Here is an 18,201-nt window from a genome sequence, read left to right on the forward strand (position 1 = left end):
GCGGAGCGATAGATGCCGACCGAACCCGAGCCGGACGACCGTCCGGACCTGCCGCCCGGGCTGGCCCCGGCGTGGGGTGCCGCGCCGCGGCCCCGCCGCGGCCCCAAGCCGTCGCACAGCCTGGACCGGATCGTCGCCGCCGCCGTCGAGCTCGCCGACGCCGACGGCCTGGCGGCGGCGTCGCTGCCCAACATCGCCGCTTCGGTCGGCCTGAGCACCAACGCGCTGTACCGGTACGTCGGTTCGAAGGACGAGCTGCTGGTGCTGCTGGGCGACGCGGGGTTCGGGCCACCGCCGCCGTCGTCACCCGGTCCGTGGCGCACCGCGGCGCGGGACTGGACGTACGCGGCACTGGAGCGCTACCGGGCCCGGCCGTGGCTGCTGGACCTGCCGTCGCGGGGCAGTGCGATCACGCCGCACCGGCTGCGGTGGACCGAGCAGCTGCTGGCGGCGTTCTCCGGGGCGGGTCTGTCCGATGTGGACGCTCTCGGGTGCGCGTTGCTGGTGGCCGACTTCGCCCGCGCGACGGCTGACCGTCTGCGTGCCCGCGCCGATCCGGACTCGGCGGACTCCGAAGTGCGGGCCGGCGACGTTCGCGCGTTTTTGCGGCCCTTGCTGGTCGACGGCGGTTATCCGCGTCTGGCCGCGCTCGTCGCCCGGGGCGAGTACCCGGGGGCGGCTTCGGTGGACTTCGGGCTGGACCGGGTGCTGGACGGGATCGCCGGGCTGTTGACCGCCTCCCGCGCCTGAGCGGTGGGAAGGGCGGCGCCCCGAGGGGGAGGGAGGGGCGCCGCCCTGGCTTCGGCCGGTCAGGACAGTGATCCCAGCCAGGTGTCGACGGCTTCCGCGGTCGTCTCGGCGTCGGTGTCCACCAGGCTGAAGTGGTCGCCCGGCACCGTCACCTTCGCGTCCGCCCGGCTCCACGTCGAGCGCCACGAGTCGTCGGACGGCGCGGGGTCGCCGGCCGCGAACCGGTTTTCGGGCCGGACCAGCACCGTCGGCGCCGCCACTTCGCCCAGGACCGCCGACTCCAGCAGACCCAGGTAGTGGGCCATCGCCGTCAGCTTGTCGCGGTCGAACGGGCCGAACTGCTCCTCGCGCTCGATCATGCCCGACGCCATGTCCGCCACCGTGTCGGCGGTCGCGTCGCCGCCGCTGTCCATCTCGTAGCTGTCCAGCAGGACCACCGCCGCCGGGGCGATGCCGGCCTTCTCCAGCCGGGCCGCCAGCGCGTACGCCAGCACCCCGCCGGACGAATACCCCAGCAGCGCGAACGGCTGGTCGCCCGCGCCGAGCCGGACGCTCTCCTCCAAGACCTCCAGCAGCGCGTCGACGTCGGCGGGCACCGGCTCGCCCGTGCGGAACCCCGGCGTCGGCAGCGCGGACACCCCGCGCCGGCCGCGGAACCGGGCCGCGAGCTTCGCGTACTGGTATTCCCCGCCCAGCGCCGCCGGCGACGGGACGGCCAGCAGCCGCGGGCCGTCCGGGCCGTCGGCCAGCTCCAGCGGCCGGGGCACCGATCCGAGCCCGGCGACGCCGGTGAACTTCGGCCGCAGGTTCGCCGCGGCACCCAGCAGCGCGATGCCGTTCTCGACCTGGCCACCGCGGACCGCCTCGACGAACAGCTCCTTCACCGGGTCCCCGGTCGTCACGACCGGCGCGTTGGTCAGCAGCTCCAGCAGGTGCGCGGCCAGCGCGGCCGGGGTCCCGAGGTCGAACACCGCCGACCCCGCCAGGGTGACCCCGGCCGCCTCCGTGATCCGGTTCCGCAGTTTCAACGCCGTCAGGGAGTCGAAGCCGAACTCCAGGAAGTGCGCGTCCGGGTCGATCGCGTCCGCGCCGGCGTACCCGAGCAGCCCGGCCGCTTCGGCGAGGACGAACCGCCGCACGCCCTCTTCGGTCCGTTCGAAGGAGACAGGGGCCTCGGTGCGCGGCGCGGGCAGGTCGTGGTCCCCGATCGCGTTCCGTGCCTCCATGTCGACAGTGGGCCAGTAGCGGTCGCGGTGGAACGCGTAGTCCGGCAGCGGCACCGTCTTCGCGGAACGTCCGGCGAACATCCGCGTCACGTCGAGCCCGGCGCCCGTCACGTGGAGCCGGGCGCCGGCCAGCAGCACCGAGCGCACCGTCGGGAGCGCACCCAGGTCCAGGGTGTGCGTCGCTTCGATCTCCGGGAGGGCCTCGACCCGCGCCCAGTGCGCCGGGTCGCGGAAGTCGGCCGCGAACGCGAGAGGCACCCGCGGTTCGTCGTAGGTCATCTCCCCCGCGATCTCCGCCAGCTCTTCGAGCAGGTCGTCGTCGAGCGGTCCCTCGGCCATCAGCTGACCTCGGTTGGCGACGAGCTTGACGGCGTCCGCCAGGGACAGCACGCCGGCCAGGTGCGCGGCGGCGATCTCGCCGACGGCGACGCCGGCCAACACGTCGGGCCGCTGGCCCCAGCTTTCGAACAGCCGGGCCAGCGCGACGCCGAGCGCGAACGCGGCGGCTTGCGCGAATTCGGTCCGGTGGAGCAGCTGCGCGGCCGCCGTGCCCGCGGGAGCGAACACCACCTCGCGCAACGAGCGCCCGAGGTAGGTGTCGAACCCGCCCGCCACCCGGTCGAATTCCCGCGCGAACGCCGGGAAAGCGGCGTACAGCTCAGCGCACTGCGTTCCTTCACCGGGAAGCAGGAAGGCCGTCGTGCCACCCGGACGCGCCCGGCCAGTGACGTCCAAAGTGGACAGCGCGGTCCGGATCTCGTCCAGATCGGCCCCGACCACCGCCGCCCGGTGCGAGAACAGCGGACGCCGTTGAGCCAGTGAGTAAGCCACGTCCACCAGGTCTGACGAGGAGTCGAGCCGCGCGAGCAGCGCCCGCGCCTGGTCGGGCAGGGCCGCGGGGGTCCGGGCCGACAGGACCAGCGGCGGCAGCACGCCGCCGGTGTCCCCGGCCGGTTCGCTCGCGACGGTCTCGGCGGCCGGGGCCTGCTCGAGGATCACGTGCGCGTTGGTGCCGCTGTACCCGAACGCCGACACGGCCGCGCGACGCGGACGCGAGACCTCGGGCCACGGCCGGGGCTCGTCGAGCAGCCGGACGGTCCCGGCGGACCAGTCGACGTCGGCTGTCGGATCCGCCGCGTGCAGCGTGGCGGGCAGCAGGCCGTGCCGCATCGCCTGCACCATCTTGATCACGCCGGCGACGCCCGCCGCGGCCTGGGTGTGCCCGATGTTGGACTTCACCGACCCGAGCCAGAGCGGCTCGCCGGTGCGGTTCTTGCCGTAGGTGGCCAGCAGCGCGCCGGTCTCGATCCGGTCGCCCAGCGGGGTGCTGGCGCCGTGCCCCTCGACGGCGTCCACTTCGGACGGTTCGAGCCCGGCGGTGGCCAGCGCCCGGCGGATCAGCCGCTCCTGGGCGGACCCGCTCGGCGCGGTGAGGCCGTTGGACGCGCCGTCGGCGTTGACGGCGCTGGACTTGACGACGGCGAGGACGTCGTGGCCGTTGCGGCGCGCGTCGGACAGCCGCTCGATCACCAGCACGCCGACGCCTTCGCCCCAGCCGAAGCCGTCGGCCGCGGCGGAGTACGGCTTGCAGCGGCCGTCGCGGGCCACCGCGCCGTCCACGAACTGCGCGAACGGGGCCGGCGAGACGAGCGCGGACACGCCGGCGACCAGCGCCAGCGAGCAGTCCCCGCCGCGCAGCGCCTGCGTGGCCTGGTGCAGCGCGACCAGCGACGACGAGCACGCGGTGTCCACCGAAACGGCCGGGCCTTCGAGGCCGAACGCGTAGGCGACGCGGCCCGAGACCACGCTGCTCAGCGCGCCCGACCCGCGGTAGAGCCCGCCGCCGTGGGCCAGCGCGTCACCCGGGTCGTAGTCGGATTGCATCACGCCGACGAACACGCCGGTGGTGCTGCCCTTCAGCGAAAGCGGGTCCACGCCGGCGTTCTCCAGCGCGACCCAGGAGGACTCGAGCAGCATCCGCTGCTGCGGGTCCATCATCACGGCCTCGTTGGGGCTGATGCCGAAGAACGCGGCGTCGAAGTCGGTGGCGTCCTGGACGAACCCGCCGTGCGGCGTGCCGCCGTCCGGCGCAACCTGGGGCAGCCAGTACTCCATGTCCCAGGCGCGGTCTTCGGGGAAGGCGGTGATGCCGTCGCCGCCCGCCGCAACCAGCCGCCACAGCGCGTCGGGGCTGTCGGCACCGCCGGGGAGCCGGCAGGCCATGCCGACGATCGCGATCGGCTCGTCGGCACCGGCGCCGGTCACGACCTCCTCGGGCTCCCCCGCGTCGGCGAGGTCGCCCAGCAGCGACTCGTGCAGGTGGGCGGCGAGCTCACCCGCGGTCGGGTGGTCGAAGACGAGCGTCGCGGTCAGGCTGAGACCGGTGGCCTCGTTGAGCGCGTTGCGCAGTTCGACCGCGGTCAGCGAGTCGAACCCGAGGTCCTTGAACGCGCGGTCGGCGTCGACCAGGTCGGCCGAGCCGTGGCCGAGCACCGCGGCCGCGTGCTTGACCACCAGGTCGCGCACGTGGTCGAGGCGCTTGTCCGCGGGCAGCCGGATCAGCTTGCCCAGCAGCGAGTCCGCGCCCGCCTCGCGGTCGGACACCGTCCGCCGCGCCGCCGGGACGAGACCGCGCAGCAGGTCGGGAACGCCGCCGGCGTCTCGCCACGCGGGCAGGTCGAGCTTGATCGGGACGTAGAGGTCGCCTTCCGCGCCGACCGCGGCGTCGAACAGCGCCAGGCCCTCGTCGACGCCGAAGGCACCGAGGCCGCGCTTGCCGTTCGTCTCGCCGGCCATGCCGGCCGCCGACTCCCACATGCCCCACGCCAGCGAGTGCGCCGGCTTGCCTTCGGCGCGGCGCACGGCGGTGAGCGCGTCCAGGAAGGCGTTGGCGGCGGCGTAGTTCGCCTGGCCGGGCGCGCCGAGCACGCCGGCGGCCGAGGAGAACGTGACGAACGCGGTGAGGTCGCCGCCCAGCTCGTGCAGGTGCCAGGCGGCCAGGGCCTTCGGGTCGAAGACGCCGTCGACGCGTTCCGGGGTCATCGAGGCGAGGACGCCGTCGTCGAGCACGCCCGCCGCGTGGACGACCGAGTTCACCGGGTGCTTCTTCAGCAGGGCGCGGACCTTAGCGCGGTTCGCGAGGTCGGCGGCCACGACGGTCGCCTCGGCGCCCAGCTCCGCCAGCTCGGCGACCAGCTCGGCCGCGCCCTCGGCCTCCGGGCCGCGGCGGCTGACGAGCACGATCCGCTCGACGCCGTGCTGCCGCGCGAGGTGTTTCGCGACGAGCTTGCCCAGCGCGCCGGTGCCGCCCGAGATGAGCACCGTGCCCCACTCGGGCGCGTCGCCGGCTTCGGGCGTCGCCCGGGCCAGCCGGGGCACGGTCACTTCGCCGCCGACGACGCGGACCGACGTCTCGTCGGCGGCGGCGATCGCGGCCAGCTGCTCCGGGGTCGCGGTGCCCTCGACCAGCACGATCCGGCCCGGGTTCTCGACCTGGGCCGAGCGGATGAGCCCGGCGACGGCGGCGCCGGCCAGGTCGCCGTGGGTCACCACGACCAGCCGATCCGGTCCCGCCAAGCGGTTCTTGAGCTCGGACAGTGCACTGTGGACGGCCTTCTTCGCCGCGGTCGCGGTGGTTCCCGCGTCGACCTCGTACACCACGACGTCCTCGGTGCTTTCCGGAAGCGACGCCGGAACCCAGTCGATCCGGTAGAGGGAGTCGGTGCCGGCGGGCACCGCGCGGGCCGCGGCCAGCTGCTCCTCGCTGATCCGGCGCAGCCCCAGCGCGCCGACCCGGGCGACCGGCGCGCCCGCCGAGTCGGCCAGCCGCAGCTCGACCGTCCGGTCCCCGACGGGGTGCACCTGCACCCGCAGCGAAGACGCGCCCGCGGCCAGCAGCTCGACGCCGGACCACGAGTACGGCAGCGTGGTGCCCTCCCCCGCGGCGGCGCTGAGGCCGATGGCGTGCAACGTCGCGTCGAAGACCGCCGGGTGCAGGCCGAACGCTTCGGCGCCGAGCCGGTCCTGCTCGGGCAGCGCGACTTCGGCGAAGACGTCGTCACCGACGCGCCAGGCCGCGCGCAGGCCCCGGAAGACCGGGCCGTAGGCCATGCCGGCTTCGGCGAGCAGGTCGTACATGCCCTCGATGTCGACGACCTCGGCGCCGGCCGGCGGCCACGCGCTCAGGTCGAACGAGGTCCCGGCCGTGGCCGGTTCCAGGGTGCCGTCGGCGTGCCGGGCCCAGCCGCCGGTCGCGGCGAGGTCGTCCGGTCGCGAGTGGACGCTGATCGTGCGGGACCCGTCGGCGGCCGGCGTGCCGAGCCGCACCTGGATCCGCGCGGCGCCCTTCGCCGGCAGCACCAGCGGGGCGTGCAGGGTCAGGTCGCGCACGCGGCCGCAGCCGACCTCGTCGCCGGCGCGGACGGCCAGCTCGACGAACGCCGTGCCGGGCAACAGGATGGCGCCCCCGACGACGTGGTCGTTGAGCCACGGGTGGGTGGCCGCGGAGATCCGGCCGGACAGCACCACGCCGTCGACGTCGGCGAGCAGCGTGGCCGCGCCGAGCAGTGGGTGGTCGACCGGGTCCAGGCCGAGCGAGGAGAGGTCGCCGGAGTCCGAGGACACCTCGAGCCAGTAGCGCTGGTGCTGGAAGGCGTAGGTGGGCAGGTCCGCGCGGCTCGCGCCGCGGGCGGCGAAGTGCGCGGCCCAGTCCGGCACCACGCCGCGGACGTGCAGGCCGGCCAGCGCGGTGGCGAGCGCGACGTCCTCCGGGACGTCCCGGCGCTGGGCCGCGACGGCGACCCCGGTGTCCGATGTGGACTGCGGGACGACGGCGGTCAGCGGCGCGTCCGGACCCAGCTCGAAGAACCGGTTGACGCCCTCGGCGGCCAGCGCGCGCACGGCGTCGGCGAACCGGACCGGCTGCCGGACGTTGCGCACCCAGTACTCGGGGTCGGTCAGCTCGGCCGAGACCTCCGCGCCGGTGACGCTGGAGACGACGGTCAGTTCGGGCTGCGCGTAGGTGAGCGTCTTCGCGACGGCGCGGAACTCGGCGAGCATCGGCTCCATCAGGCGCGAGTGGAACGCGTGCGAGACCTTCAGCCGCGTCGTCCGGCGGCCGGCTTCGACGAACTTGTCACCGATCGCGATGACGGCGGCCTCGTCGCCGGACAGGACGACCGAACGCGGGCCGTTGACGGCGGCGACGTCGACCGTCCCTTGTGGATCGTGGGCGGCGACCTCGTCCGGCGTCCCTTCGACGGCGACCATCGCGCCACCGGCGGGCAGCGCCTGCATCAGCCGGCCGCGGGCCGCGACGAGCTTGGCCGCGTCGGCGAGGGACAGGACGCCGGCGCAGTGCACGGCGGCGAGTTCGCCGATGGAGTGGCCGCACACCGCGTCCGGGACCAGGCCCCACGACTCGACCAGACGGAACAGCGCGACCTCGAACGCGAACAGCGCGGCCTGCGTGTTCCCGGTCCGGGCCAGGGCTTCGGCGTCGGTGTCGATCACTTCGCGGATCGGGCGGTCGAGGTGCTGGTCGAGCTCGGCGCAGGCTTCGGCGTACGCCTCGGCGAACCGCGGGTACGCGGCGGCCAGCTCGCGGCCCATGCCGGGACGCTGGGAACCCTGGCCGGAGAACAGGAACCCGGTGCTCGTCTCACCCCGGGCGACGCCGGTCAGCGCGCCCGGCTCGCCGTCGGCGAACCCGCGCAGCGCTTCCCGGAGCTCATCACGATCGCTCGCCACCACAGCGGCGCGGTGGTCGAGGTGCGTGCGCCCGGCGGCCAGCGTGCGGGCGACGTCGAGCAGCCGGGCCGGGTTCGCGTCGAGGTCGGCGAGCAGCCGCGTGGCCTGGGCCCGTAGCGCTTGCAGCGTCCGGCCGGAGAGCACGAACGGGATCGCGGCGGTATCGCGCGGGGTCTCTTCGGCCTCTTCCGGTTCCGGAGCCTCTTCGATGATGACGTGCGCGTTGGTGCCGCTCAGGCCGAAGCACGAAACGGCGCCGCGGCGCGGGTGGCCGTTGCGCTCCCACGGGCGGCGCTCGGTGAGCAGCTCGACCTGCCCGGCGCTCCAGTCGACCTGCCGGGTCGGCCGGTCGACGTGCAGGGTCTGCGGCAGCACTCCGTTGTTCAGCGACAGGACGATCTTCAGCACGCCGGCGACGCCGGACGCGGCCTGCGTGTGCCCGACGTTCGACTTGACGGACCCCAGCCACAGCGGGGAGTTCTCGGGACGGCCCTGGCCGTAGGTCGCGAGCAGCGCGCCGGCCTCGATCGGGTCGCCGAGCTTCGTCGCGGTGCCGTGCGCCTCGACGACGTCGACCTCGTCCGGGGTGACGCGGGCGTTGGCGAGCGCCTGGCGGATCACGCGCTGCTGGGCGGGGCCGTTGGGCGCGGTCATGCCGTTGGACGCGCCGTCCTGGTTGATCGCCGTGCCGCGGACGATCGCGAGCACGGGGTGGCCGTGGCGGCGGGCGTCGGAAAGCTTTTCCACCAGTAGCATCCCGCAGCCTTCGGACCAGCCGGTACCGTCGGCGGAGTCGGCGAAGGCGCGGCAGCGGGCGCTGCGGGCGAGCGTGCCGTCGAGGCTGAACTCGACGAAGGTGCGCGGCGTCGACATCACCGAGACACCGCCCGCGAGCGCGAGCGAGCACTCACCGGAGCGCAGCGCCTGAACGGCCAGGTGCAGCGCGACCAGCGACGACGAGCATGCCGTGTCGACGGTGACGGCGGGGCCTTCGAGGCCGAAGGTGTAGGCGAGCCGGCCGGAGATGACGCCGGAGGAGCCGTAGCTGCCCTGGTAGTTGTGGTACATCGTGCCGGCGAAGACGCCGGTCGGGCTGCCCTTCACCGAGTGCGGCGCGATGCCCGCGCGTTCGAAGGCCTCCCAGGAGGTTTCCAGCAGGAGCCGCTGCTGCGGGTCCATGAGCAGGGCCTCGCGCGGGCTGATGCCGAAGAGGTCGGCGTCGAAGTCCAGCGCGTCGTGGAGGAAGCCGCCTTCGCGGACGTAGCTCGACCCCGGGCGCTCGCCGGCGGGGTCGTAGAGCCGGTCCAGGTCCCAGCCGCGGTTGGCGGGGAACTCGCCGATCGCGTCGACGCCTTCGTCGAGCAGCCGCCAGAACTGTTCCGGGGTGGTGGCGCCGCCGGGGAACCGGCACGCCATGCCGATGATCGCGATCGGTTCCCGGGCGGCTTCGGTCAGCCGCCGGTTCTTGTCGCGCAGCCGTTCGCTCTCCTTGAGGGAGGCACGGAGCGCACCGACCAGCTTGTCTTCGGAGTTGCCCACGAGTCCTCTTTCCTTCCACGTCGCCTGCGCTGGAAAGGGGGATCGCGCACCCCCACAGCAATGCGATCGACGATACGAGCGCACCGCGGGCGCACCCACCCCTAAAGGCCCCGGATGACACGGGAACCGCGCCCCTAGGGCAGGCGCCGCGTGCCCCGCCAAGGTCCGCTTTAGACGGTCTTTAGGGGTTGTCGGTCGTGACACGCGGATGTCAGATTTCCGGGAGACATTTCCGCTCGTGTTGCCGTGCGACGGCACTTCCGTTCAGCACCAAGACTGGGGATCCGGTATGCACAGGAAAATTCGCAAACTGCTGGTCGTGGGAGCGCACGGCGACGACGAGACGCTCGGCGCGGGCGGCACCATCGCCCGGCTCGCCGACGAAGGCGTGTCGGTCTCGCTCTGCATCCTGACCAACGACGACGGCTCGCGGTCGCCGGACGGCGCCGGGGTCGTCAACCGCACCGCCGCGATCGAGCTGGCCGCCAAGACGCTCGGCATCGAACGCGTGCGCATCCACGAGTTCGGGGACAACCGCCTCGACACCGTCAGCCACCTCGAGCTCAACCGGACGGTGGAGAACGAGGTCCGCGACTTCGAGCCCGACACGATCCTCACGACCAGCATGTGCGACCTGAGCACCGACCACGCGCTGGTCAGCCGGGCCGCGCGGGTGGCGGGCCGGCCGGGCAAGGGCAGCGTGCAGGAGGTGCGGACGTTCGAGATCCGGTCCGCCACCGACGTCGGCGAAGCGTCCGGGCTGCCGGTCACCTTCCGCCCCAACTGCTGGCAGCGCCTCGAGGACTCGCACGTCGACCGCAAGATCGAAGCCCTGCGCGCGTACGGCAAGGAGCTCGAGCCGTGGCCGCACCCCCGCAGCGAGCGGGGTGTCCGCGCCCTGGCGGAGTACCGCGGTTCGCAGATCTCCACGGGCCTCGCCGAGGCCTTCGAAATCGTCCGGGTCGTGCACTGACCTCCCGATCACATTCCACCGTGCAAGAGACGGGTGAACCGCAATGACGAGTACTGTCGCTGAATTCGAAACCATCGCCGAACTGAACGAACTGACTTCGGTCGCGGTGATCGGGATGGGGTACGTCGGCCTCCCCACCGCGCTCGGCCTGCACGAGAGCGGCGTCGAGGTGATCGGCATCGACCTCTCGCAGAACCGCCTCGACGCGATCCGGTCCGGTGAGGTCGACCTGATCGAGGCCGACCACCGCCGGCTGGAGAAAGCCGTGCACCAGGAGGACTTCCGGCTCACCGCCGACTCGGCGCGGATGGCCGAGGCCGACGCGGTGCTGGTGTGCGTCCCGACCGGGCTCGACGAGTACCTGATGCCCGACCTCGGCCCGCTCGAGAGCGCCTGCGCGGCGCTGGTCAAGCACGCCCGGCCCGGCCAGACGCTGATCCTCACCTCCACCAGCTACGTCGGCACGTCCGGGCGGCTGCTGGTGAAACCGTTGGTGGCCCGCGGGTTCAAGGTCGGGCGCGACATCTTCGTCGCGTCCAGCCCCGAGCGCATCGACCCCGGCAACGTGACGCACACGCAGCAGGAGACCCCGCGCGTGCTCGGCGGCGTGACGCCGACGTGCACCGCGATGGCGCAGCGCGTGATCAACCTGCTGACGCCGGCGGTGCACTGCGTCAGCTCGGCCGAGGCCGCCGAGCTGACCAAGCTGTACGAGAACACCTTCCGCGCGGTGAACATCGCGCTGGCCAACGAGTTCGCGGAGATCAGCGACGGCTTCGCGATCGACCCGATCGAGGTGATCGACGCGGCGGCGAGCAAGCCGTACGGTTTCATGGCGTTCCACCCCGGCCCCGGCGTCGGCGGCCACTGCATCCCGTGCGACCCGCACTACCTGCTCTGGCAGCTGCGCGCGACGCAGCACAACGCACCGCTCGTCACCCAGGCGATGCACGCCATCGCCGAACGGCCCAAGCAGGTCGTCGACCGGATCAGCGGCACGTTGTCCCGCGACGGCAAGGGTTTGGGCGGCGCCCGCGTGCTGGTGGTCGGCGTGACGTACAAGCCCGGCGTCCAGGACGTCCGGTCGTCGTCCGCTTTGGACATCATCGACCTGCTGGCGGCGAGGGGCGCGAAGGTGGGCTACCACGACCCGCTCGTGCCGACCATCCGCGTCACCGGCGGGCAGCTGGACAGCGTCGCCGAGCCCGAGGGCGGCGACTGGGACGTCGCGCTGATCCACACCGTCCAGCCCGGCCACGGCTACGACTGGCTCGGCCAGTGCCCGCTCGTCATCGACGCCACCTACCGCTTCGACCCTTCGCTCTTCGCGAACTGAGAGGAATTGACGTGCGTTACCTCATCACCGGCGGTGCCGGCTTCATCGGCTCCCACCTGACCGAGCACCTCCTGGAGCGCGGCTACGAGGTCGTCGCGCTCGACAACCTCAGCACCGGCACGCTCGACAACCTCGCCGGCTTCCGGGACAACCCGGGCTTCCGCTTCGTGCGCGGCTCGGTCACCGACCCCTCGGCCGTCGAGGCGTGCATGGCCGGCATCGACGCGATCTTCCACCTGGCGGCCGCGGTCGGCGTCTTCACCATCCTCGACAAGACGATGGAAAGCCTCCGCACCAACCTGCACGGCACCGAGACGATGCTGGACGCGGCGCTGCAGCACGACGTCCCGATCCTGGTCGCCTCGACCAGCGAGATCTACGGCAAGAACACCGCCGACGGCCTCACCGAGGACGCCGACCGGATCATCGGCTCGCCGCTGAAGAACCGCTGGTCCTACGCCGAGGCGAAGGCGCTGGACGAGACGTTCGCGTACCTGTACGCGGTGGAGCACGGCCTGCGCACGGTGATCGTCCGGCCGTTCAACACGGTCGGCCCGCGCCAGACGGGCCGCTACGGCATGGTCATCCCGCGGTTCGTGAAGCAGGCGTTGGCGGGCGAGCCGATCACGGTGTTCGGCGACGGCCAGCAGACGCGGTGCTTCTGCCACGTCCACGACGTCGTCCCGGCGCTGGTGGCCCTGCTGTCCGACGAAACGGCGTACGGCAAGGTGTTCAACCTCGGCAGCACCGAGCAGACGACGATCGCCCAGCTCGCCGAGCGCGTGATCGCGGCGACGGGCTCGGCGAGCACGATCGCGAAGGTCCCGTACGAGGAGGCCTACGGCGACGGGTACGAGGACATGCAGCGCCGGATCCCGGACTGCACGCGGGCGAACCAGCAGATCGGCTTCGCACCCACGCGGACGCTGGACGACATCATCTCGGCGGTCGTCGCCGACCGCCGCGCTTCCTGACCCGCCTTCGACGGCCGCCACCACGGACTCCGCGTTCGTGGTGGCGGCCTTTACCGTTTGCCCGGTCCGAGCTTGCGGTACACCGCTTCCAGGAGCCCGGCCGCGTCCCCCGCCGCGATCCCCAGTTTCTCCGCGATCGCCTCGATCGCCGTCGCGTCCGCGGCCAGCTCGGCGACCTTCAGCTCGGTTTCGGTGAGCAGCACGGTCATTGCCCGCTCTCGGCGCCGTCGAACTCGCCCGCCAGCGCCGCGCGGCCGGCGACCCCCAGCTTGCGGTACACCCGCGTCAAGTGCTGCTCCACGGTGCTCACCGTGATGTACAGCGTCGCCGCGATCTGGCGGTTCGTGCGGCCGTCCACGGCCAGTTCCGCCACCCGCAGCTCCGCCTCGCTCAGCACCGACGCCGACGCCGAGGCCGCGGCCGGCTCGGGGCGGGGAACCGGCCGGGGAGCCGTCGGCGGCCGGGCGCGACCCTGGCGGGGCACGTGCACCGCCTTCACCAGGCTGCCGCCGCGTTCCGCGCGCTGGCTCAGCTGGTTGATCGTGCGCATCGTCTTCGCCAGCTCCAGCCGGTCGCCTGAGGCCTTGAAGCTCTCCGCCGCCCGGTTCAGCAGCCCCGGCCGCGCCGCCGCGTCGCCGGCGAGCGCCAGCACCCGCAGGGCGAGGCCCCGCGAGTACGCATCGCCCGGACCGGCGCCGGCCAGCTGCTGCTTGGCCAGCTCGACGGCAACCGCCGTGTTGCCCAGCCCGAGGTTCGCCTCCGCGAGGTCGGCCTGCCACGGCAGGATCGTCGGGAGGTCCAGGTCCTGCTCGCGCAGGATCCGCCGGCTCTGCTGCAGGTCGCTCACGGCCGCGAGGCCGCGGTTGGTCGCCAGGTGGAACTGGGCGCGGGCCCGCAGGTAGCGGACGCCGCCGAGGGTTCCCCACACCGCGTCCGGCAGCGGGTGCCGCAGCACCGCCGCCGCGTCCTTGAACGCCCCGGCCGCGGTGTGCGCGATCAGCAGCGTCCCGAGCGGGTGGGCGATCGCGACGCCCCAGTTCGGCGCGTCCAGCATGCCCAGCGCCCGGTTCGCGAGGTCGACGGCGCCGGCGACGTCACCCCGGCGCAGCCGCAGGCTCGCGAGGATCGCGTCGAGCATCGCCTTCCACGTGATCGCGCCGCGGTATTCGGCTTCCTCACTGAGCGACGTGCACCAGCCTTCGGCGCGGTCGGCCTTGTCGTCGTGAGCCAGCGCGAGGATCGCCGTGGCGAGCGCTTCCAGCGAGGTGTCGGACAGCCGGCAGTTCTGCAGGATCCGTTCCGCGCACGCCGAAGTCGCCTCGGTGCCGCCGGAGCGCCACATCGACGCCAGCGAATTCGCGGTGTGCAGCCAGGGATCGCCCGCGTCGGCCGTCGTCGCCGAGACGCCGTAGTGCCAGTAGCCGGCCAGGGCCAGCTCCGCGGAGGTGCGCGGGTCGAGCGGCTCGACGTCGTGCTCGAGCGCGGCGAACGCGTGCTCGAAGGTGTCGCGGTCGCCGAGCCACAGCGACTGCCGCGCGAGCCCGATCCGGTCGGACCGGTCCAGCGAACCGGCCTCGCGCAACGACTTCAGGTGCGGCGCCGCGGCGGCCGGGTTGACGCGCCAGGTGATCTTGGCGAGCAGCTGGGAGATGGTCTGCCGCTCCCAGCGGGCCGTCGAGACGGAGTCGGCGAGCTTCAGGCAGCGGGTGGCGAACTCGATGTCGTCACCGAGCATCACCTGCTCCGCCGCCGCGACCAGCACCGGAAGCGCCCAGTCGGGCTGCGCTTCTCCCGCGGCGACGAGGTGCCGCGCGACGTCGGCGGGGCTCAGCCCGCGGGCGTGCTTCACCTCGGCGGCCCGCACGTGCAGCCGGACCTTCTCGGGTCCGCGTAGCCCGCCCAGCACCGCGGCTGCGGCCGGCGGCCGGAACCGGACGCCCGCGACCAGGCCCGCGTCGGCGAGCCGCCCGGTGGACGCCTCGGCCTCCAGGGGGTCGACGCCGGCGACGATGGCGACGGCCTCGGTCGTGACGTCGCTGTCCAGCACCGCGATCGCGGTCGCCACCTCACGCAGCGGCGAGCCGTAGCGCTGCAGCAGCCGTTGCACGGCTTCGGAGTACGCCGAACCGGTGTCCGCGCTGCCGCGGTGGGCGTCGATCAGGGCCCGGACCAGCAGCGGGTTCCCGGCGCTCAGCTCGTGGATTCGTTCGGGCAGCCCGTCGCCCTGCACCAGTTCGGCGATCGCCTGGACCGACATCGGCGTCAGCTCGACGTGCCGGTGCGGCAGCGAGGTGAACGGCAGGTCCGCGTAGGACCCGTCGGCGTGGTTGAGGACCAGCAGCAGCGCGGCGGAGGGTGTCCGGCGCTGCAGGCGCAGCAGGAGCCGCGCGGAGGTCTCGTCCACGTGGTGGAGGTCGTCGACGGCCACCAGCACCGCGCGTTCGCGGGCCAGCCGGTGCAGTGCGTTGCACAGCCCGGCGATCCGGTCGTCGACGGAGCCGGCGGCCGGGAAGTCGGTCAGCGACGGCGGCAGCAGCGGGCTCGCCAGCAGCTGGTCGAGCACCCCGCCGTCCACGTCGCGTTCGTCGGCGGCACCGGTCGCGGTCAGCGTCACGATGCCGAGTTCCTTGGCCCGCACCACCAGCTGGTGCTGCAGGTGTGTCTTCCCGCTGGCCGGGCCACCGCCGACGAGCACGGTCTCCCCGACGCCGGCGTCGCATTCGATCAACAGGTCCTCGAGAAAACCCAAGGCCCCGTGCGGATTGTCTCGGCGGTTCTGCCCCCAGATCACGCCCATCGCAAGCTCCTCGAAGCAGGCGGTTGTCTTCCTGCCCTGACGACACTCGCAGCAGGCGCCTAAGCAGGGCCAACAGCGATCTAAAGTCACCCAACGGAGTGAATCGGACACAGTTTCGCGGCGGTTGTCGTTGGTTGATCTCGGGGGCGCACTCCGGGCGAGTCGAGACTCGGCCGCGTTCCCCCCGGCGGGTCCGGCGCTCCGGCCGCGGCGGAAGCCGGCCAACCGCACGAGGTCCCCCACACAGCGCGCTCCGGGCAAGCCGAGACTCGACCACATCCCCCCAGCGGGTCCCGCGCTCCACGCCGCGGCGGGAGCCGGCCGATCGCGCGGCGGTCGGGCGCGAAGCTCGCGGCGCTCGGCGGGCCGGTTCCGCTGGGCGCGTCGTCGACCACCTGCCATAGGGGTTGCCACGGCCGGGAAAGCCCCCAAAACTTCGGGAACCATGACTGCCGTAAACGAAAGAACGAGCCGGTGGATCCGGCGCTTCCACGCGGCCGACGACGCCGCCGCGCGGCTCGTCTGCCTGCCGCACGCCGGTGGTTCCGCCACCGCCTACTTCGCCTTCTCGCGCGCGGCCGCCGCGGCGAACCTCGATGCCGATGTCGTCGCCGTGCAGTATCCCGGCCGGCAGGACCGGCTCGGCGAACCCTGCTACGACGACGTCGACGCCATGGCCGACGCGATCGCCGACGACCTCGGCCCCTGGTTCGACCGGCCCGTCGCTCTCTTCGGCCACAGCATGGGCGCGACGCTCGGCTACGAGGTCGCCCGCCGGCTCGAAGCGCGGGGCGCGCGGCCGCTCGGCCTGTTCGCTTCGGCCTGCCGGGCGCCGTCGGCGCAGCGGATCGAGTACGTCCACCAGCGCGACGACGACGGCCTGATCGCCGCGTTGAAGGAGCTCAGCGGCACCGACAGCGCCGTCCTGGGCGACGACGAGCTGCTGCGCATGGTGCTGCCCGCCGTCCGCGGGGACTACACCGCCGTCGAGACCTACCGGCACCGGCCGGGCACCGAGCTGGCGTGTCCGATCCAGGTCCTGGTGGGCGACGACGACCCGGTCACCGAGCTCGCCGAGGCCGACGCCTGGCGCGTCCACACGACCGGCGGCTGCGCGGTCGAGGTGTACCCCGGCGGCCACTTCTACCTGAACGCCCAGCTCGACGGCGTCCTGGAGGTCGTGGCGGCCCGCCTGCGCGACTGGGGTGCCTGCGCAACCCCCTGAACCGGGCAGCGGCAGGGGTGGGGAAACCCCAGCCGGTGTTCAGGTGCCGACCCCATGGTTCGGCGGCTCCCGATCCGCGAAACTGGGTACATCGAGGAAAACGACCCGCCCCCGGAGGTAGTCATGATGGCGATCCAGACCGTTCCCGGTGTCACCCAGCGGATGCTCCCGAACGGCCACCTGCGCTTGACGTGCCGCGGCACGAGCCGCCAGGTCGACTGCGAGCCGGTCGCGGCGGCGATGTGGATCGCGCTGAAGCAGCACAACGGCGACGTGGACCGCGCGAGCACGGTCCTGGCGGCCCTGTGGGAGACGGACGTCGAGGACACCCGGTACGACATGGAACTGCTGGCGGGCTCGCTGTGCTCGCTGGGGCTGCTCGCCGAAGTCTGATCGACCCCCTCGAGGCGGTGCGCGGTTCGGGTCGCCGTGCGCCGCCTTTGCCGTTCCTACTGGTAAGCGACCGGGTTCCCGTCGAGATTGCCGTCGCCGCACGGCCAGACGCCCTCGTCCAGGGGCCCGAGCCCGGTGTCGCGGAAGATCAGCAGCTCGTCGTCCAGGGCGAAGACGACTTGCCCGCCGGCGAGCAGCAGTACCCGGCTCATGGCCCCGCGGTCGTCAGCCTGGGCGAACAGCTCGCGCAGCTCGAAGCCGGCGTCGACGGTGACCAGCCGCCCGTCGCGCCAGAACACCGCGGTGCCGTTGCCGTCCAGCGCCGGATACGTGGTGTGGTAGCCGGAAAGCGCCGGTCCGCCGGCCAGCGTGCCGTCCTCGGCGAAGCCGCGGAACCGCGAGCGCGAGCGCACGACGTTTTCGTGTTCGGGGCCGCGGATGCCGCCGTCCCGGTCGACCAGCAGCAGGCCGTGGCTCGTCCACTGCCGCACCGGCTTGCCCGCCCGGTCGTAGCGGGTGGTGCGGCGGATGCCGTAGCCCTGCTCGCCGATCAGGAACTCGCCCGGTCCGGCGATCGAGTTGAACCCGGACGGTCCCGGCCGGGTCCGCGAAACCAGCTCCCCGGTCGCGGTGTCGAGGAAGAAGGTCACGCCGATCCCGCTGCCACCGTCCTCGTAGGCGGCCGCGACGCGATCGGCGGAGACCAGCAGCGGCTGCCAGTTCGACGCCGTGATCGTCCGCGGCCCCGGTCGTTCCGCTTCGAGCTCGACGGTCGTGGACCACACCGCACGGCCGGCACCGTCGTGGCGGGAGACGCGCGGCGTGCGGCCGGGCGCCACGACGTGGAACCGTTCGGCGGGCGTCCACGCGGCGCAGAACCCGTCGGCCAGCAGGACGAACGCACTGAGGTGCTCGTGGGGCTCGTGGTCGAGCACGACCGAGCGCAGCACCGACCCGCCCAGGTCCAGTCCGGTCAGGCCGTAGCCGTCGGGGCCGCGCCGGGCGATCCAAACCGTCCCGTCGACGCTCACCCGGGGCGGCGACGGGAGCCCCTCGGCCCGGTGCTGCCACAACACGGTCCCCGACCGGTCGAGTGCGGTCAGCACGGTGTCCGAGAGGTTGCCGCCGTCGTAGGTGGTCGCGACCAGCGGACCGGCCGGGCCCGGTGCGGCCAGGCCCCAGACCTGACCGGGCAGCGGCACCGTTTGCGGCTTCCCTCCGGCGATCATGGGGGCATCGT

The 18,201-nt window shown here is 73.2% G+C and carries 9 protein-coding genes and 1 pseudogene; 6 read left to right on the forward strand and 4 right to left on the reverse strand.

What is annotated here, in order from left to right; genetic code table 11:
• Positions 1-12: 12 nt before the first annotated feature.
• Positions 13-750 carry a TetR family transcriptional regulator gene (locus ACZ7OH_RS44680; RefSeq protein WP_470286470.1) on the forward strand — a complete coding sequence of 246 codons (738 nt, stop codon included), beginning with the start codon at positions 13-15 and terminating at the stop codon, positions 748-750.
• Positions 751-809: 59 nt separating this feature from the next.
• Here ACZ7OH_RS44680 and ACZ7OH_RS44685 read toward each other — a convergent pair.
• A pseudogene (locus tag ACZ7OH_RS44685) lies at positions 810-9,263 on the reverse strand (SDR family NAD(P)-dependent oxidoreductase); the annotation flags it as partial.
• A 289-nt stretch (positions 9,264-9,552) separates the two neighbouring features.
• Between ACZ7OH_RS44685 and ACZ7OH_RS44690 the strand changes: the two are divergent.
• Genes ACZ7OH_RS44690 through ACZ7OH_RS44700 form a run of 3 tightly spaced genes read left to right on the forward strand, consistent with a single transcriptional unit; the run spans position 9,553 to position 12,546 of the window.
• On the forward strand, positions 9,553-10,236 hold the full coding sequence (locus tag ACZ7OH_RS44690; RefSeq protein ID WP_400902564.1) for a PIG-L deacetylase family protein: 684 nt from the start codon (positions 9,553-9,555) through the stop codon (positions 10,234-10,236).
• A gap of 43 nt (positions 10,237-10,279) precedes the next feature.
• Positions 10,280-11,572, forward strand: coding sequence for a nucleotide sugar dehydrogenase (locus tag ACZ7OH_RS44695; RefSeq protein ID WP_400902561.1), 1,293 nt, complete (start codon positions 10,280-10,282; stop codon positions 11,570-11,572).
• Between the two features lie 11 nt (positions 11,573-11,583).
• Positions 11,584-12,546 (forward strand): NAD-dependent epimerase/dehydratase family protein, encoded by a 963-nt coding sequence (locus ACZ7OH_RS44700; RefSeq protein ID WP_470286471.1) that lies wholly within the window; start codon positions 11,584-11,586, stop codon positions 12,544-12,546.
• A 50-nt stretch (positions 12,547-12,596) separates the two neighbouring features.
• Here the strand turns inward: ACZ7OH_RS44700 and ACZ7OH_RS44705 are convergent, their stop codons facing one another.
• Positions 12,597-12,755: a hypothetical protein gene (locus ACZ7OH_RS44705; protein WP_470286472.1), complete on the reverse strand. Its 159-nt coding sequence runs from the start codon at positions 12,753-12,755 to the stop codon at positions 12,597-12,599.
• Entirely contained in the window at positions 12,752-15,343 is a 2,592-nt protein-coding gene (locus ACZ7OH_RS44710) for a helix-turn-helix transcriptional regulator (RefSeq protein WP_470286473.1), read from the reverse strand. The genes ACZ7OH_RS44705 and ACZ7OH_RS44710 overlap by 4 nt, the downstream gene beginning before the upstream one ends.
• A gap of 445 nt (positions 15,344-15,788) precedes the next feature.
• On the opposite strand from ACZ7OH_RS44710, the gene ACZ7OH_RS44715 reads away from it, so the two are divergent.
• Positions 15,789-16,568 (forward strand): thioesterase II family protein, encoded by a 780-nt coding sequence (locus tag ACZ7OH_RS44715; protein ID WP_470286474.1) that lies wholly within the window; start codon positions 15,789-15,791, stop codon positions 16,566-16,568.
• A 126-nt stretch (positions 16,569-16,694) separates the two neighbouring features.
• Positions 16,695-16,961 (forward strand): hypothetical protein, encoded by a 267-nt coding sequence (locus ACZ7OH_RS44720; RefSeq protein ID WP_400902548.1) that lies wholly within the window; start codon positions 16,695-16,697, stop codon positions 16,959-16,961.
• Positions 16,962-17,017: 56 nt separating this feature from the next.
• Here ACZ7OH_RS44720 and ACZ7OH_RS44725 read toward each other — a convergent pair whose 3' ends face one another.
• Positions 17,018-18,190 carry a hypothetical protein gene (locus ACZ7OH_RS44725; RefSeq protein WP_470286475.1) on the reverse strand — a complete coding sequence of 391 codons (1,173 nt, stop codon included), beginning with the start codon at positions 18,188-18,190 and terminating at the stop codon, positions 17,018-17,020.
• Positions 18,191-18,201: the final 11 nt, after the last annotated feature.

The organism is Amycolatopsis sp. NPDC114478, assembly GCF_055633805.1.

Coding starts and splice junctions, on each gene's coding strand:
- ACZ7OH_RS44695 (WP_400902561.1), top strand. CDS start 10,280: ATGACGAGTACTGTCGCTGAATTCGAAACCATCGCCGAACTGAACGAA.
- ACZ7OH_RS44705 (WP_470286472.1), bottom strand. CDS start 12,755: ATGACCGTGCTGCTCACCGAAACCGAGCTGAAGGTCGCCGAGCTGGCC.
- ACZ7OH_RS44710 (WP_470286473.1), bottom strand. CDS start 15,343: ATGGGCGTGATCTGGGGGCAGAACCGCCGAGACAATCCGCACGGGGCC.
- ACZ7OH_RS44715 (WP_470286474.1), top strand. CDS start 15,789: ATGACTGCCGTAAACGAAAGAACGAGCCGGTGGATCCGGCGCTTCCAC.
- ACZ7OH_RS44680 (WP_470286470.1), top strand. CDS start 13: ATGCCGACCGAACCCGAGCCGGACGACCGTCCGGACCTGCCGCCCGGG.
- ACZ7OH_RS44725 (WP_470286475.1), bottom strand. CDS start 18,190: ATGATCGCCGGAGGGAAGCCGCAAACGGTGCCGCTGCCCGGTCAGGTC.
- ACZ7OH_RS44720 (WP_400902548.1), top strand. CDS start 16,695: ATGGCGATCCAGACCGTTCCCGGTGTCACCCAGCGGATGCTCCCGAAC.
- ACZ7OH_RS44690 (WP_400902564.1), top strand. CDS start 9,553: ATGCACAGGAAAATTCGCAAACTGCTGGTCGTGGGAGCGCACGGCGAC.